Origin of the sequence: Chromobacterium rhizoryzae, assembly GCF_020544465.1 — a bacterium.
In the GTDB taxonomy this organism is placed as follows: domain Bacteria; phylum Pseudomonadota; class Gammaproteobacteria; order Burkholderiales; family Chromobacteriaceae; genus Chromobacterium.
Genome location: NZ_CP066126.1, coordinates 1,910,286 through 1,925,221 on the forward strand (window position 1 = coordinate 1,910,286; position 14,936 = coordinate 1,925,221).

The 14,936-nt window shown below is 65.5% G+C and carries 9 protein-coding genes; 4 read left to right on the plus strand and 5 right to left on the minus strand.

Going from position 1 to position 14,936, the window contains the following annotated elements:
- Positions 1–33: 33 nt before the first annotated feature.
- Entirely contained in the window at positions 34–1,155 is a 1,122-nt protein-coding gene (locus JC616_RS08790) for a hypothetical protein (protein ID WP_227107787.1), read from the minus strand.
- A gap of 227 nt (positions 1,156–1,382) precedes the next feature.
- Here JC616_RS08790 and JC616_RS08795 point away from each other — a divergent pair, with 227 nt between their 5' ends.
- Positions 1,383–1,787 carry a DUF3995 domain-containing protein gene (locus JC616_RS08795; RefSeq protein ID WP_107800141.1) on the plus strand — a complete coding sequence of 135 codons (405 nt, stop codon included), beginning with the start codon at positions 1,383–1,385 and terminating at the stop codon, positions 1,785–1,787.
- 185 nt (positions 1,788–1,972) lie between these two features.
- Here the strand turns inward: JC616_RS08795 and sph are convergent, their stop codons facing one another.
- Positions 1,973–3,493, minus strand: coding sequence for a sphingomyelin phosphodiesterase (gene sph, locus JC616_RS08800; protein WP_227107789.1), 1,521 nt, complete (start codon positions 3,491–3,493; stop codon positions 1,973–1,975).
- Positions 3,494–3,818: 325 nt separating this feature from the next.
- On the opposite strand from sph, the gene JC616_RS08805 reads away from it, so the two are divergent.
- On the plus strand, positions 3,819–4,634 hold the full coding sequence (locus JC616_RS08805; protein ID WP_227107790.1) for a class I SAM-dependent methyltransferase: 816 nt from the start codon (positions 3,819–3,821) through the stop codon (positions 4,632–4,634).
- A 21-nt stretch (positions 4,635–4,655) separates the two neighbouring features.
- Here the strand turns inward: JC616_RS08805 and JC616_RS08810 are convergent, their stop codons facing one another.
- Both JC616_RS08810 and JC616_RS08815 read right to left on the minus strand, forming a co-directional pair.
- Entirely contained in the window at positions 4,656–5,393 is a 738-nt protein-coding gene (locus JC616_RS08810; protein ID WP_227107792.1) for a transglutaminase-like domain-containing protein, read from the minus strand.
- Positions 5,394–5,682: 289 nt separating this feature from the next.
- Positions 5,683–7,023 carry a glutamine synthetase family protein gene (locus JC616_RS08815; protein WP_107800145.1) on the minus strand — a complete coding sequence of 447 codons (1,341 nt, stop codon included), beginning with the start codon at positions 7,021–7,023 and terminating at the stop codon, positions 5,683–5,685.
- Between the two features lie 404 nt (positions 7,024–7,427).
- Here JC616_RS08815 and JC616_RS08820 point away from each other — a divergent pair, with 404 nt between their 5' ends.
- Positions 7,428–10,751, plus strand: a complete 3,324-nt coding sequence (locus JC616_RS08820; protein ID WP_227107794.1) for a DUF748 domain-containing protein — start codon at positions 7,428–7,430, stop codon at positions 10,749–10,751.
- A gap of 241 nt (positions 10,752–10,992) precedes the next feature.
- The gene (locus JC616_RS08825; protein WP_227107796.1) at positions 10,993–13,851 is read left to right on the plus strand and encodes an adenosylcobalamin-dependent ribonucleoside-diphosphate reductase; all 2,859 of its coding nucleotides are present in this window, start codon (positions 10,993–10,995) and stop codon (positions 13,849–13,851) included.
- A gap of 69 nt (positions 13,852–13,920) precedes the next feature.
- Here the strand turns inward: JC616_RS08825 and JC616_RS08830 are convergent, their stop codons facing one another.
- Positions 13,921–14,781, minus strand: coding sequence for a hypothetical protein (locus JC616_RS08830; protein WP_227107798.1), 861 nt, complete (start codon positions 14,779–14,781; stop codon positions 13,921–13,923).
- Between the last annotated feature and the right edge of the window lie 155 nt (positions 14,782–14,936).

Here is a 14,936-nt window from a genome sequence, read left to right on the forward strand (position 1 = left end):
AGCGCCGGGGGCTGTTGTCTTATGCGGCCTTGTTTAGTGGCGCTGCGCGGCGATGGGGCGCGTCAGCGCCACCCATTGCTCGGAGGCGGGAGAGCCAGCCAGTTCCACGCCGGCGTCGGCGAAATACACTTTGGAGACTTTGCCGTCGAACAGCTCGGGCTGACGCAGCACGGAGCGGACTTCGGAGTAGGTGATCGGCTCGTAGCTGTGCTGGAAGCGGCGCTGCTGTTCTTGCCAGGGTTTTTGCCGTATCGCTTCAAGGTCCATCTTGCCGCGGCCGGCGTCGTTCCAGGCAAAGGCGATTTCCGCGCCTTGTTGGGCGAAGAATTCCAGGCCCAGTTTGCTGGAGTTGCGGAAGAAGTGCTTGATGAACAGTTCGGACAGGTCCAGCAGGTCGCGCTGTTCCAGCGTGCGCTTGCCGAGCGCGGCGGCGACGTCGTCGGCGTTTTTGCAGCCGCAGGCGTGCACCAGATAGAGCAAGGTGTTGACCGTGGTTTCCGTGCGGCAGCCGCCGCTGGTGTTCTTCAGCACAAAGCGGGTGGCCACGGCGGAGCGCTCCGCCGGCGGCACGTCGGCCAGCAGCGCGTTGAGCCGGACAAACGGGTCCAGCCGCGTGTGATGGGCGCCCAGGTAATCGGCCCAGGCCTGGAGGATGGGGGCGGCCGGCTGCGGCGCGCGCTTGACCAGCTTGCCGGCGGCGGCGTCGCTGATGTGGCGGCTGAATTCCTGGATCAGCTTGCGAGGCGAGATGCTATACATGGCGTCGTCGCGGCTGTAATGGACGATGTTCAGCTGCTTATTGTAATTGGCGATGGTGGCGACGTTTTGCATGTCCAGTTCGCCGCGCACGAAACGGGACAGCTGCATTTGCGCGTGACTCAGGCCGTACAGCGCCACCGCTTGGTCCTGACGCGCAGGGGAGGCGTTGACCTCGCCGTTGGCCACCCGGAACAACAGCGACTGGAAACGGGCTTGCTGCGGAACGGGCCCTTGCGTGGTTTGCGGGCGGTCCGGCGCGGCGGCGCAGCGATTCGAGGCGCTGGCCAGCTGCCGGCCCAGGCCCAGTTGTGGCTGAGCGGCGGCGGCGCGGGCAGTCGGCAAGGCCGCGGGAGCGGCGAGGGGGCGAGTGGCGCTGTGGGCGGTGATGTTTGGCATGGGGTCGGCTTTCAAGTGGAAGACATGGAGTGATTCGACCCCGCTACTGTCGTCAAAAAGCCGGAGGGCGGCTTGCAGAATTCACTCAGCGCGCCATCCGCGGCGATGGGCGCGAGTTTGCCCGGCGTTGCCGTTTTTTTGCCGAAAATCAATGCAGATGGGATTGTGTTATAATCAAGGCGAGGTTGAACTTCCGATAAACACTTAATTAGAAAGGGAACCTGCTTATGCTGAGCCTGTTTTTGATTACTGTTTTTCTGATTATCAGTCTGGTCCATTGCTATTGGGCGCTGGGCGGCACTGTGGGCATGGGCGCCGCCGTGCCCGAGGTGGACGGCAAGCCCTTGTTCCAGCCCACCCGCGGCGGCACGTTCGCCGTGGCCGGCGTGTTGGCCTTGTCGGCGCTGGCGGTTGCGCTGCATGGCCATCTGACGCGCTTCTGGCAAATGGAGACCGTGCGCTGGGGCTTGCTGGCGCTGGCGGCGGCGTTGCTGCTGCGCGGCATCGGCGAATTTCGCTACGTTGGCTTGTTCAAGAGCGTGCGCGACAGCCGTTTCGCCCGCAACGACACCCGTTTCTATTCTCCCTTGTGTTTGTTGCTGGGCAGTTTGTTGCTGATCCTCGCCTGGTAACGCTCCTGAAAGCGGGCGGCTAGCCGCCCGCTGTTCTCGTTGGAACCTGTTTACGATCTGCTGCGCGTCGTGAGCCGTGACACGGCGAGTGCCGCTTCGAAATGCTCATATACCGTGTGTGCACTCCGCTTTCTCAGCTGTTTTCGCCTTGTCTCGCCTTAGCTCGCGAGATCGTAAACACGTTCTTAGCGCTTCTTGTTCTGCGCGTAAATCAATTGCGCTTTCCAATCCTGCCGCTGCGGCTGGCGCGCGATGCCGACGCGGAAGCGTTCGCGCGGGCCGACGCCGGCCTGCCATAGATAGAGCTGGCCATCGTGAGCGCCGCCGTTCCAGGCGGTCAGATAGTAATCGCTCTGCCGCGCCCAATCCTTGAAACTGACGATGTCGCCGTCCCGCAGGCAGCCGTCCGGCCGGTCCTGAATCTGCAGCCGCAGTTCCGTGGAGGCGTTGAGCGGGCCTTGCTTGGTGTAGTAGGCGTATTGATTGGCGTCCAGGCCGCCCCACCAGGTCCAGAACCAGCCGGGGCGGTCGGCGCGCTCCACCCGCAGATAGTCGCCTGAGCGCAGGCAGCCGTTGTCGCGCATGGCGAAGTTGTTGGACAGATTGAAGCGGGCGGCGGGGCCGTTGCCGGGGCCGGTCTTCAGCCAGCCGTCGTTGGCGGCGGCGCTTTGCAGCCATTGGCCGTTGCCCAGGTTTTGCAGGCTTACCTGGCGGTAGCTGCCGGCCTGATCGGTATAGGATTGCGTGGGCGTGGCGGCGTCGGCCCAGGCGAAGGCCTGCACCGGGTAGTGGTCGCTGTAGTCGGTGTAGGCGTAGGTGTGCTTGCCGACGGATTGCACCGTCCACTGCGGGGACGGCGCGTCCAGCGCCAGATTGTGCCAGGCGGACGGCTGGCGGTGGGCCTTCAGCGTCAGGATGTAGTCCAGGTATTCCGGGACGTCGCCGCCGCGCGCGCCGTAGCGCTCCAGCGCCAGGCCGTTGCGCGCGGTGTCGAAGCTGTCGGCGACGCCGGCGTAGCGCGGCTCGCTGGCTTGCAGGATGTCCAGCATCGCGCGGTATTCCGCCGGCTTGCGGCGGTCCACGTTCATGTCGCCGGCAATCAGCACCATTTCGTCCTTGGGCAGTTGCCGCGCGCGCAGCCAGTCGGCGATTTCGCGCAGCTGGGCCTGGCGCACCGCGGCGTGGTCCTTGCAGCCGCTGTCTTCCGACTGCAGATGGGCGCCCAGCACGTGATAGTAGCGGCCGCCCGCTTGCAGCTTGGCGTAGGCGAAGCCCTTGAGCGCGTATTGTTCCCAGCTGCAGCCGGCGGTGCGGAACAGGTATTGCCGTTTTTCCACAATCGGCCAGCGGCTGACGATGGCGACGCCGCCGTCTTCCGGCTTGGCGCCGTTCCAGCCTTCGGTGCCGTCCCAGCCGCTCTGGCTGCGGCCTATCACCGGGGTCTGGTGCGGGAAGCGGGCTTTCAGGCCTTGCAGCAGCGCTTCGGAGCTGCTGTTGTCCTGCAATTCCTGAAACACCGCCACGTCCTGGTTTTGCAGGATGGGGGCGGCGGCGATCAGCCGGGCGCGCTGTTCCTGGCCGTAATTGGGATAGAGCGACTGCGGCAGCAGCATCGCGTTCCAGGTGGTCAGCCTGAGGTCGTCGGGATAGGCGGCGAGGGCGGGGGCGGCCAGCAGCGCGGCGCACAGTGCCAGGCAAGCTTTCATCATGTCTCCGAGGGGTGAGGGAGCGCAAAGCTTGAATGGCCTTGTTTGCAGAATTGCTATGTCATTTAAATTTGATCTGGCGTAGAATGAGCGCCTGCGCCGCATGCTTGCGCGGTTTGAATCTCTTCAGTGTTGTCCCGATAGGAGCGCGCCGGAATGAAGCTGTAATGCCTGTCACTCGTTTGCCCAGCCAGGGCCGTTTGCCGCATTGCCGTTTCGTTTGGTCTTCCGCTTCGTCTTTGCCCCTTCGCGGGGGCTGTCCATTTCGCTATGGATGCGGTTTTGGCTGGGTGTCCCCAATTTTCTGAATGGAACAGGACTCCCCATGTCGGAACACGTTTCTCTCGATATTTTTTCGCATAATCAGGCCGCCTGGGACCGCCAGGCCGAGCAGGCCGGTCCGTGGTCGCAGCCAGTGGACGCCGCCGCCGTCGCCGTCGCGCGCGCGGGCGATCACCGGGCGCGGCTGACGCCGGGGCCGTTGCCGGCCGGCTGGCTGGATCAGGTGGCCGGCTGGCGCATTCTGTGTCTGGCCAGCGGCGGCGGCCAGCAGGGTCCGCTCTTGGCGGCGGCCGGCGCCGAGGTCACGGTATTGGACGCCTCCGAGCAGCAGTTGGAGCGCGACCGCCTAGTGGCGCGGCGCGAAGGGCTGAGCCTGGCGACGGAGCTGGGCGATATGCGCGAGTTGTCCCGTTTCGCCGACGCCAGCTTCGATTGCGTATTCCACCCGATTTCCAATCTTTACGTGCCGGACGTGCGTCCGGTGTGGCGCGAGTGCTTCAGGGTGCTGCGTCCGGGCGGCCGCTTGCTCAGCAGCTTTTTCAATCCGGCGGCCTTCATCGGCGACCGCGATCCGGAATACGCGCGCCAGGGCCTGATCCGGCCGCGCTATCCGGCGCCGTATTCCGATCTGCGGGATCTGGCGCCGGAGGCTTTGGCGGCCAAGCGGGCCGGCGGCGAGGCGCTGGTCTTCGGCCACAGCCTGGCGGAGCAGATAGGCGGCCAGCTGGAGGCCGGTTTCTTGCTGGCGGGGTTTCACGAGGAGATGCAGCCGACGCCGCGCTTTGTCATCGACGGCTATCTGCCGGCCTTCATCGCCACCTGGGCGTGCAAGCCGGGGGCCGGCGGCTTGCCGTCATAGCGGCCGCGCCGGCCGGCCGCGTCAGCGGGCGGGATGCAGCCGGCTGTTCAGATAGCGTTCGCCGCGCCGGCGCAGCGGAGACGGCGCCAGCTTCAGCCATTGGTTGAAGTGCAGGCCCAGCAAGGTGTTGTTGCCGGCTTTTTCCTGCAGGGCGATGGCCAGGTTGTCGTAGACCGGGTCTTCGTCGTGGAGGTCGTCGGCGCCGGCTTGGCAGAAGCTGTCGGCGTCCGCGCTCCAGCGGCAGTCCGCGCCCAGGCGCAGGCCGTAGCCGCGGGGCAGGCCGGAGGCGAGCAGGCGCGCGTATTGGCGCTCGAAGCCGTCGGGGTCGAACAGATAGCTGTCGCAGTGCAGCCAGCGGCCGTCCAGCCGCGCTTGCACCAGGCCGTGGAACAGGTGTTCCGGCAGGCAGAGGTAGATCGGGGCCGGCACCGCGTGGCGCAGCACGCGCTTGTCCAGCCGCACGAAGCGCAGCCGCGCCGGAATGCCGGCGGTGGTCAGCAGCGCGCGCAGCAGATCGCCCTGGGCGTTGCAATGGCCGCGGCCCAGCGCCAGCGTGCGTTCCGGCGTGACGGTTTCAAACTGGCTGGTGAAGCCGAAGCGCACGCGGTCGCGCACGAAGTCGTGCAGCGCGAGGCAGTAGTCGCGGTCGTTGTCCGGGGAGGCGTCGCTTTGCACCTGGCGCAGGACTTGGCTCAGGCTCAGGCTCAGCCCGGCGCAGGACGCTGGGCGGACGGGGTCGGGCTGGGGGCTTGGGTGCATGGAATGCTCTGGCGGCAAGTGTTAAGCATATTGAATATTCTGGGCCGGGGATTGTCAATGCACAGTTTGATGACGGTGGGGCGGAAAAGCCGCCGGCCCGGAACAGGAGCCGGCGGCTAGCGGTCCGCGCCTTAAGAAGCGGTTCAAAGTCCGCAGCGCATTGTGAATGCGTTGCACGGCGAGTACCACTTCGAAACGCGCGTCTACCGTGTGCGCGCTCCGCTTTCTCAGCGGTTTTCGCCTTGTCTCAGCTTGGCTCGCGAAACGGTGAACACGCTCTAAGCGCCGATCAAACGTGCAGCAGCAGGAAGCGCCGCTCCCACGGGCTGATCACGTCGAAGTATTCGCGGTACTCGGCTTCCTTGATCGCGCTATAGGTGCGGATGAAGTGTTCGCCGAAGAGATTGGTCAGCGGTTCGCACTTGAGCAGCATGTCGATGGCGTCGTCCAGATGGCGGGGCAGCTGGTGCGGTTGCTCGTAGGCGCTGCCGCTTAGCGGTTCGGACGGCATCAGGCCCTGTTTCATGCCCAGATAACCGCAGGCCAGGCTGGCGGCGATGGCCAGATAGGGGTTGACGTCCACGCCGGCCAGGCGGTTTTCCACTCGCCGCGCCTGCGGGTCCGAGTGCGGCACGCGCAGGCCGCAGGTGCGGTTGTCGTAGCCCCAGGACAGATTGATCGGCGCCGAGGTGTAGCGGCTCAGCCGGCGGTAGGAGTTCACATAGGGCGCGAAAAAGGGCATCGCCGGCGGCAGATAGTTTTGCAGGCCGCCGATGAAATGGAAGAATTTCTGCGAGGGCTGGCCGTCCTTCAGGCTGAAGATGTTCTTGCCGCTCTCCCTGTCCACCACGCTCTGATGCAAGTGCATGGCGCTGCCGGGCTGGCCCTGCATCGGCTTGGCCATGAAGGTGGCGTACATATTGTTGCGGATCGCCACTTCGCGCACGGTGCGTTTGAACAGGAAGACCTGGTCCGCCAGCGCCAGCGGGTCGCCGTGGTCCAGATTGATTTCCATCTGGGCGGTGCCCATTTCGTGGATCAGGGTGTCCAGCGCCAGGCCCTGGGCTTCGCACCAGTCGTACATCACGTCGAAGATGCCGTCGTATTCGTTGACGGCGTCGATGGAGAAGCTCTGCATGCCGGCTTCGGTGCGTTTGGTGCGGCCAACCGGCGGGCGCAGCGGGATGTCTTCGTCCGGCTGGATTTCCACCAGGTAGAATTCCATTTCCGGCGCCACCACGGCCTTGAGGCCTTCGTCTTCGTACAGCTTGAGGATGCGCTTGAGCACATTGCGCGGCGCCAGGTCCACCGGGCGGCCGTCGAAAAAGGCGCAGTCGTGGATGATCTGGGCGGTGGGCTCCAGGTTCCACGGCACCGGACGCAGGGTGCTGGCGTCGGGAATCAGCCGCATGTCGGGATCGGCGAGGGAGGTGAAGTCCTGGTCCGGGTAGTCCCCGGTCACGGTCATGGACAGCACGGCTTCCGGCAGGCGCAGGCCTTCGGCCGGATTGTATTTATGGCGCGGCACGATCTTGCCGCGGGCGAGCCCGGTCATGTCCGGGATCAGGCATTCCACTTCGGTGATGCGATTGTCGTCCAACCATTTGTTGATTTGTTCTGCGTTATTCATAAAGCCTCTGTTGTCATGTGTGCGCGCCCGAGCTGCTGTCGCGCCGGGCGTCGTGCCTCAGCGTATGCGGCCGCTGCGCTTGTACTAAAAATAATCTACGGTCCAGTGTGCGGCAGCCGGGGCTACGCGGGCAGGCGGGACGGGGCTGGAATCGGGCCCAATGATGGATCGGCAATCCGGGTGCTCCTCTCAGATTTGGTAATACGGCACAATGCCGCTTTGAATGGCATTGATCGTTTTTGGTTCGAAATGTTCAATATTTTGAACGAATGCATGCTAGTCCCGGCGCGTGGACATTCGCAATGATTATTGATTGGATGCCGGTCAGTTGTTGGTTTGCGGCAACAGGGAAATCTGCCCAGGGGACTGTTAAGACCTCTTTATGAGTATTAGAATTAGACGATATGGAAAACGATACCGAACAGATCACTCCCGCTTCAGATTCCAAGCCGCCAGCGTCTAAACCGCGCCGTCGTTGGCTGCGCTGGCTGGCGGTTCCCATCGTCTTGCTGGCCCTGCTGTGGGGCTTCCTGGGCTGGCTGGCGCCGGGCATGATCAGCGACGCCGCGGCCAAGTGGGCAAAGAGCATAGGCCGCACGCTGAGCATGGGCGAGGTGAGGATCACGCCTTGGGACATGTCGCTGGAGGTCAGGGATCTCAAGCTGAGCGAGGGCGACGGCCGGCCGCTGTTCGCGGTGAAGCGGGCGTATCTGAACCTGGATCCGTCCATGCTCTTGATCGGCCGCTGGCAGGCGCAGGAGTTTTCCCTGGAAGAGCCGCGGCTGGCCCTGGCGCGCAACCGCGCCGGGCAGTGGAACTGGGCCAGCTTCGTCGCCGACGCAGCCGGCCCGGCCAAGCCCGAAGGGGGCTCGGACAAGCTGCCGCGGCTGATGATCAAGGCCTTGAACATCCGCAAGGGCCAGGCGCAGTTGTCCGATCAACTGGGCGGCGACGAGCGCTTCACCCTGGTGCCGTTGAATCTGTCGCTGCTGGACCTGTCCACGCTGCCGGAAAACGGCAGTTATACGATGCAGGCGGCCATGACCGACGGCACCCGCTTCAACTGGAAGGGCAGCATCAATCTGCAACCGCTGAAGTCGGACGGCGAGGCGCAGATGGCGGAGTTGCCGCTGGCCTCGGTCTGGCCCTATGTGCAGCCGCATTTCAACACCGCCGCGCCGGAAGGGCGGCTGTCCGTGTCCGCGCGCTACCATTTTGAAATGTCCGGCAAGACGCCGGAGCTGACGGTGTCGCCGTTCCGCGCCAGCCTGCTGCGCTTCGCGCTGAAGGCGCCGGGCGGCCGCAGCGAACTGACGATCCCGGAAGTCCGCGTCGAAGGCGGCGCGCTGGATCTGGCGCGTTCAATGCTGAAAGTGCAGTCCATCGAACTGGACCAGGGTCTGGCGATGGCCGGGCGCGACCGCGACGGAACGGTGGACTGGCAGAAGGCGATTCCGGCCGCGCCGGCCGCCGCCAAGCCGCAGCCGGCGGCCGCGCCGCTGCCGTGGCTGGTGAACATCGAGGCGATCAAGCTGCGCAATTGGCGCGTGAGCTACGCGGATCAGGGTTTCCGCCAGCCCTTGGCGCTGGAGGCCAAGCTGCCTTTGCTGTCCGGCCGTTTCTCCTTGTCGCCGGACAACGGCTTCGCATTGACCGGCCTGCTGGCGCGGCTGGACGAGCTGAAGCTGGGCGCGCAGGGCGCGGCGCCGGTCTTGAGCCTGGCCAGCGCCGAGCTGGCGTCCAGCCAGCTGTCGCAAAAAGGCCGTCGCATCGAGCCGGGCAAGCTGAGCTTGAGCGGCCTGGACGCGCAAGTGGAGCGCGACCGCGCCGGCCAGATCAATCTGGCCCGCTTGTTCGAGCCGGCCGGCGGTTCCAAACCGGCCGCCGCCCCGGCGCGCGCGCAAGGCGAGGCCGCGCCGGCCTGGAAGTTCGACTACCCGGAAATGGCTTTGCAGGACAGCCAGCTGCGCTGGACCGACCGCAGCCTGTCCAAGCCGGCCAGCATGACGCTGTCCGGCCTGGGCGGCACGGTGGAGGTGGACGACGGCCGGCAATTGGCGCTGGATCTGGCCGGCGGGCTCAACGGCGGCAAGCTGGCGGTCAAAGCCGATATCGACGCCGCGGCCGGCGCGCTCAAGGGCAGGCTGCGCGCCGACGGGGTGCAGCTGGCGCCGCTGGCGCCGTACGCCTTGAGTGGAACCTCGCTGCGTTTCGGCGGCGGCGCGTTGTCCGCGGATCTGAATCTGGATGTCGGCGCGCGCGGCTGGCGCGTCGGCGGCTCCGCCGGCGTGGCGCGGCTGGCGGTGTACGAGCCGGGTGAGAAGCTGCCCTTGCTGGGGTGGCGCGATCTGCAAGTGCGCGGCCTCAGCGCTCAGGGCATGCCGCTGAAAGCGACGATCAACGATGTGCGGCTGCAAGGGCCGGCGGCGCGGCTGGTGCTGGACGAAAAGCGCGAACTCAATTTGACCCGGCTGTTCGCCGGCCAGGGCGGCAAGCCGGCGACGCCGGCGCCGGCGGCCAAGGCGGCGCCGCTGCCCTTGGTGGAGGTCCGGTCCATCCATGTGCAGGGCGGGCGGGTGCAGTTCGCCGACCACGGCATGAAGCCGGACTTCGCGTCCGACATGCATAATCTGCGCGGCTCCATCCAGAACCTGTCCACCCGCGCCAAGCAGCGCGGCAACATCACGCTGGACGGCGACGTGGACCAGTTCGGCGACGTCAAGGTGCGCGGCGCGCTGTCGCCGCTGGCGCCCACGGACAACACCGACATCACCCTGGCCTTCCGCAATATCTCCATGGGCACCTTGAACCCGTATTCGATGAACTTCGCCGGCTGGCAGGTCAAGGACGGACGCTTGTCGGTGGACCTGCGCTATCTGCTGGAGCAGCGCCAGCTCAAGGGCGAGAACCGGGTGGTGATCGATTCCCTGCAACTGGGCGACGAGCTGCCGGACAGCGAATACAAGGGCCCGCGGCTGCCGCTGCGGCTGGCGGTGGCCATTCTGGAGGACAGCGACAAGCGCATCGATCTGGACCTGCCGGTGGCCGGCAGTCTGGACGATCCGCAGTTCAGCTACGGCAAGATCATCTGGAAAGCCATCGTCAACGTGGTGACCAAGGTGGTGACCGCGCCGTTCCGCGCGCTGGGCGCCTTGCTGGGCGGCGAGGGCTTCGACGATATCCGCTTCGTGGCCGGCGAGGCCAATGTGACGCCGCCGGAGCGGGAGAAGCTGGTCAAGGTGGCCGGGCTGATGGTCAAGCGGCCCAAGTTGATGCTGTCCATCAGCGGCGGTTACAACGCCGACGCGGACCGCAAGGAAATGGCGCGCGCGCAAACCGATCTGGCGATCTTCGCCGCCGCCGGCCACCAGCTGGGCGCCGGCGAGCCGCTGCCGCTGCCGGACATGCAGGACGAGGAAATCCTGTCCGCGGTCAAATCGGTGTACGGCAAGCAGATCGGCCGCTTCAAGCTGCTGGGCCACACGCTGAAGCCGGGCGGGCCGTCCGGCGCGGCCCTGGGCAAGCTGCTGCGGGACGAGTTGATCGCCGCGCAGAGCATCACCGACGCCAGCCTGCAGCAACTGGCCAAGCAACGCGCCGCCAACGCGCGCGCGGCCATGCTCAAGACCGATCCGGCCTTGCAGGAGCGCATCCAGCTGGGCGAGCCGGTCAAGGTCTCCGCCGGCCGCGACGGGGTGCCGCTGGAGGTGAAGCTGAAGACGCCGTGAGGCGGCGGCCGCGCGTCGTGTTTTTACCCATGACAAGCGGGAAAAGCGGCGGCGGCGTGGAATAGCGCTTGATATGTGTCAACGAACGGCGTAACTACATATAGTGTAATACGCCGTTTTTCTTTTCCAGATATTGCGTATCGGACGTGTTGAAACCTTTTGCGGCCCACACGGTCCATTGCATGCTGGAAGGGGGCCGCCCTGGCCGCCGCAGGCCGCAATTCAAGAGGAACCGGGAACCATGAAGCAGGAAAACATCGCCGCCATGACCGAGCAGGACATCTCCCGCGAGGTGCTGTTGGAAAAATACGCCAAGAACGGCGAACACAGCGTGAGCGAAGTGCGCCTGCGCGTGGCCAAGGCGCTGGCGGCGCTGGAAAGCGAGCCGGCTCGTTTCGAGCCGTTGTTCTATCAGGCGCTGGAAAACGGCTTCATTCCCGGCGGCCGCATCAATTCCGCCGCCGGCACCGATCTGCGCGCCACCTTGATCAATTGCTTCGTGCAGCCGGTGGGCGATTCGGTGTCCGAAACCGAAAACGGCAAGGTGGGCATTTACGAGGCCTTGCTGCAGGCGGCGGAAACCATGCGCCGCGGCGGCGGCGTCGGCTACAACTTCTCGCGCATCCGTCCCAAGGGCGCGCGGGTCAAGGGCACCAATAGCCGCGCGTCCGGCCCGGTGTCCTATATGCGGGTGTTCGACCGCAGCTGCGAAACGGTGGAGTCCGCCGGCGCGCGCCGCGGCGCGCAGATGGGGGTGCTGGACATTTCCCACCCGGACGTGGAGGACTTCATCCACGCCAAGGACCAGGGCGATCTGCGCAATTTCAATATCTCGGTGGGCGTCTCCGACGACTTCATGCGCGCGGTGGAGGCGGACGCCGCCTGGGAGCTGACCCACGCGGTGGAGCCGTCGTCCAACGCTTTCCCCGACAGTTATCAGCGCGCGGACGGCCTGTGGGTCTACCGCGCGGTGTCGGCGCGCGAGCTGTGGCGGCAGATCATGGCCTCCACCTACGACCACGCGGAGCCGGGCGTGCTGTTCATGACCCGCATCAATCAGGACAACAATCTGTCCTATTGCGAGGTGATCGAGTCCACCAACCCCTGCGGCGAGCAGCCGCTGCCGGATTACGGCTGCTGCGATCTGGGCTCCATCAATCTGTGCCGCCACGTGCGTCAGCCCTTTGGCGACAAGCCCAGCTTCGACTTCAAGAGCTTCGAGAAAGTGGTGCGCATGTCGGTGCGCATGCTGGACAATGTGCTGGACCTGACGGTGTGGCCGTTGGAAGAGCAGCAGCGCGAGGCGCAGGCCAAGCGCCGCGTCGGTCTCGGCTTCACCGGCCTGGGCGACGCGTTGATCATGCTGAAAATACGCTATGACAGCGAGGAGGGCCGCCGCTTCGCCAGCCGCATTTCCGAGGCGATGCGCGACGCCGCCTACGACGCCTCGGTGGATCTCGCCATCGAGAAGGGCGGCTTCCCGCTGTTCGACGCCGACGCCTACCTGGCCGCGCCGCATTGCGCCAGCCGGCTGCCGGAGGCGATCAAGGCGCGCATCCGCAAGCACGGCATCCGCAACTCGCACCTGTTGTCCATCGCGCCCACCGGCACCATTTCGCTGGCCTTCGCCGACAACGCCTCCAACGGCATCGAGCCGCCGTTCTCCTGGTTCTACACCCGCAAGAAGCGCATGGCCGACGGCAGCCAGCAGGAATACCTGGTGGAAGACCACGCCTACCGCGTTTACCGGATGCAGGGCGGCGACACCAACGCCTTGCCGGACTACTTCGTCTCCGCGCTGGAAATGAGCGCGCTGGACCATATGCGCATGGTGGCGGCGGTGGCGCCCTATATCGACACCGCCATTTCCAAGACGGTGAACGTGCCCGGCGATTACCCCTTCGACGATTTCGAAAGCCTCTACCTGGAAGCCTGGCGCGCCGGCCTGAAGGGCATCACCACCTACCGGCCCAATAATGTGCTGGGTTCGGTGCTGTCGGTGGAGCCGGCCAAGCCCAGCGCCGCCACGCCGCAGGACCTGTCCGGCAGCGGCGACGGCGACCCGGACCGCCGCGTGGTGCTCAACACCGCGCCGACGCCGGCGCTATCCAGCCTGAAATGGCCGAACCGGCCCAAGCTGAAGGAAGGCAACCCGTCGTGGACCTTCATGGTGGAAGGCGACGCCGGCGATTTCGCCGTGGTGGTGGGCCATGTGGAGAACGGCCGGGTGTCGCCGTTCGAATGCTGGGTCAACGCCACGGAAGAACAGCGCGGCCTGGGCGCGGTGGCCAAGACTCTGTCCATGGACATGCGCTGCCGCGATCACGGTTGGCTGGCGGCCAAGCTGGACGCGCTGTCGCACACCAACGGCGACAAGCGCTATGTGTTCGATCTGGGCGAGCGCACCGTCTACGCCACCTCAGCCTCGGCGGCCTTGGGCCAGGTGGTGCGCCACCGCGTCGAGCAACTGGGCGCGCTGCCGGCGGACCAGAACGAGCCGACGCCGGTGATGGACGCGCTGTTTGCGCGCAAGGAGCCCAAATCGGGCACCGACGGCACCATGAGCTGGTCGGTGGACGTCAGCAACCCGCAAACCGGCGACGACTTCGTGCTCTTCATCAAGGAACTGGTGCTGCCCAACGGCCAGCGCCGGCCGTATTCGATGTGGCTGGCCGGCGCCTACCCGCGCGAGCTGGACGGCCTGTGCAAAATGCTGAGCCTGGACATGCGGGTGATAGATCCGGCCTGGATCGGCCTCAAGCTGCGCAAGCTGCTGAGCTACGCCGAGCCGCAGGGCGATTTCTTCGCCCGCATCCCCGGCGTGGAAAAATCGCAGAGCTGGCCGTCCACCGTCGCCTATCTGGCGCAGCTGATCATCCACCGCTACGCGATGCTGGGCGTGCTGACCGAGGAAGGCGTGCCGCTGGAGGAAATGGGGGTGATGGTGCCGGAGCAGAGCGATCTGTTCAGCCCGGAAGCCAGCGCCGCCTTGAAACAGGTGCCGGGCAAACCCTGCCCGGAATGCGGCAACCACGCGCTGATCAAGAAAGACGGCTGCGAGTTCTGCACCGCCTGCGGCCACGTCGGCGCTTGCGGTTGAGCTTTAAACGGGTCGACTAAATGCAATGGCCCCGGCGTTTGCCGGGGCCATTGTCGTTTGGAGCAAGCGTCAATACAGCCCGTTTTGAACCGCCTTGCTGCGGCACTGCACATAGGGCAGGCCGTTGGGTTTGCCCGGGAAGGGATAGCTTTCCCCCACCTTGCTCAACATCGCCGCGCTACTGCTCTTGCGCTGGGCTTTCTTGATCGCGCTCTTGATGGCGGCGGCGTCGCCGTCCACGAACAGCGCCAGGAAACCGCCGTCCACTTCGGACAGCTGCACGGAGCGGATAGGCAGGCCGCCGTAGTCATAGCCTCCCGGCAAGGCCAGCTCGTGTTCCCATACCTGATTAGGCGTGGTGCCGGCGGTGGCGGCCAGCAGTTTGGCGACGCCGTTTTCGCTGAGGTTGAGATTGTGGCAGCTCAGCTGCGCCGCCAAGGCCTTGTTCTTGCCGCCGCGGGCCTGGGCGCCGCCGGCCGCTTTACTCAGACGATAAACGCCGTCGAAGGGCACGTCGCCGAAGGCGCTGGCGCACCGCTCCACCTGTACTTGCACCGCGGAGGCCTGGGGCAGGACGTTCATCGTGCAGATGCCTTCGCTATAGCGCCACTGTCCGCCGTTGGCCTGCAACTGTCCGCTGCCGGAGCCGGAGCGCAGTTGGCCGGGTTTGCCTTTTTGCATGACTTCCAGTTCGAACTTGCCGTTGGGACGGATGGTCAGCGTGCGCTCGAACTGTTTGTCGGAGCCGTCGTAGACGCCGGGAGCCATCGGGGCGGCGGCGCCGTCCGCGGCGGGGTCTTTTTGCAGCGCCTTCTTGATGCCGTCCTTGAGAATGGCGCCCAGGTCGAAGGTTTCGGCGTGGGCCGCCAGCGGCAGCGCCGCGGCCAGCGCCAGCGCGGCGGCGAAGCGTTTACGGTTTGAATGGGTCATGAAAGAGGCCGTTTAAGTGGCGTTGCGATGAAATGAGGTGCCGGCGTATGTCTTGATTATTTAAATTTATCAGGACATTAGCATGACTTCTGGGCAAAAACAATGTGGCGATGATGTGATAAAAACCAAGGGAGGAGGACTGGCCTTAGCGCCTG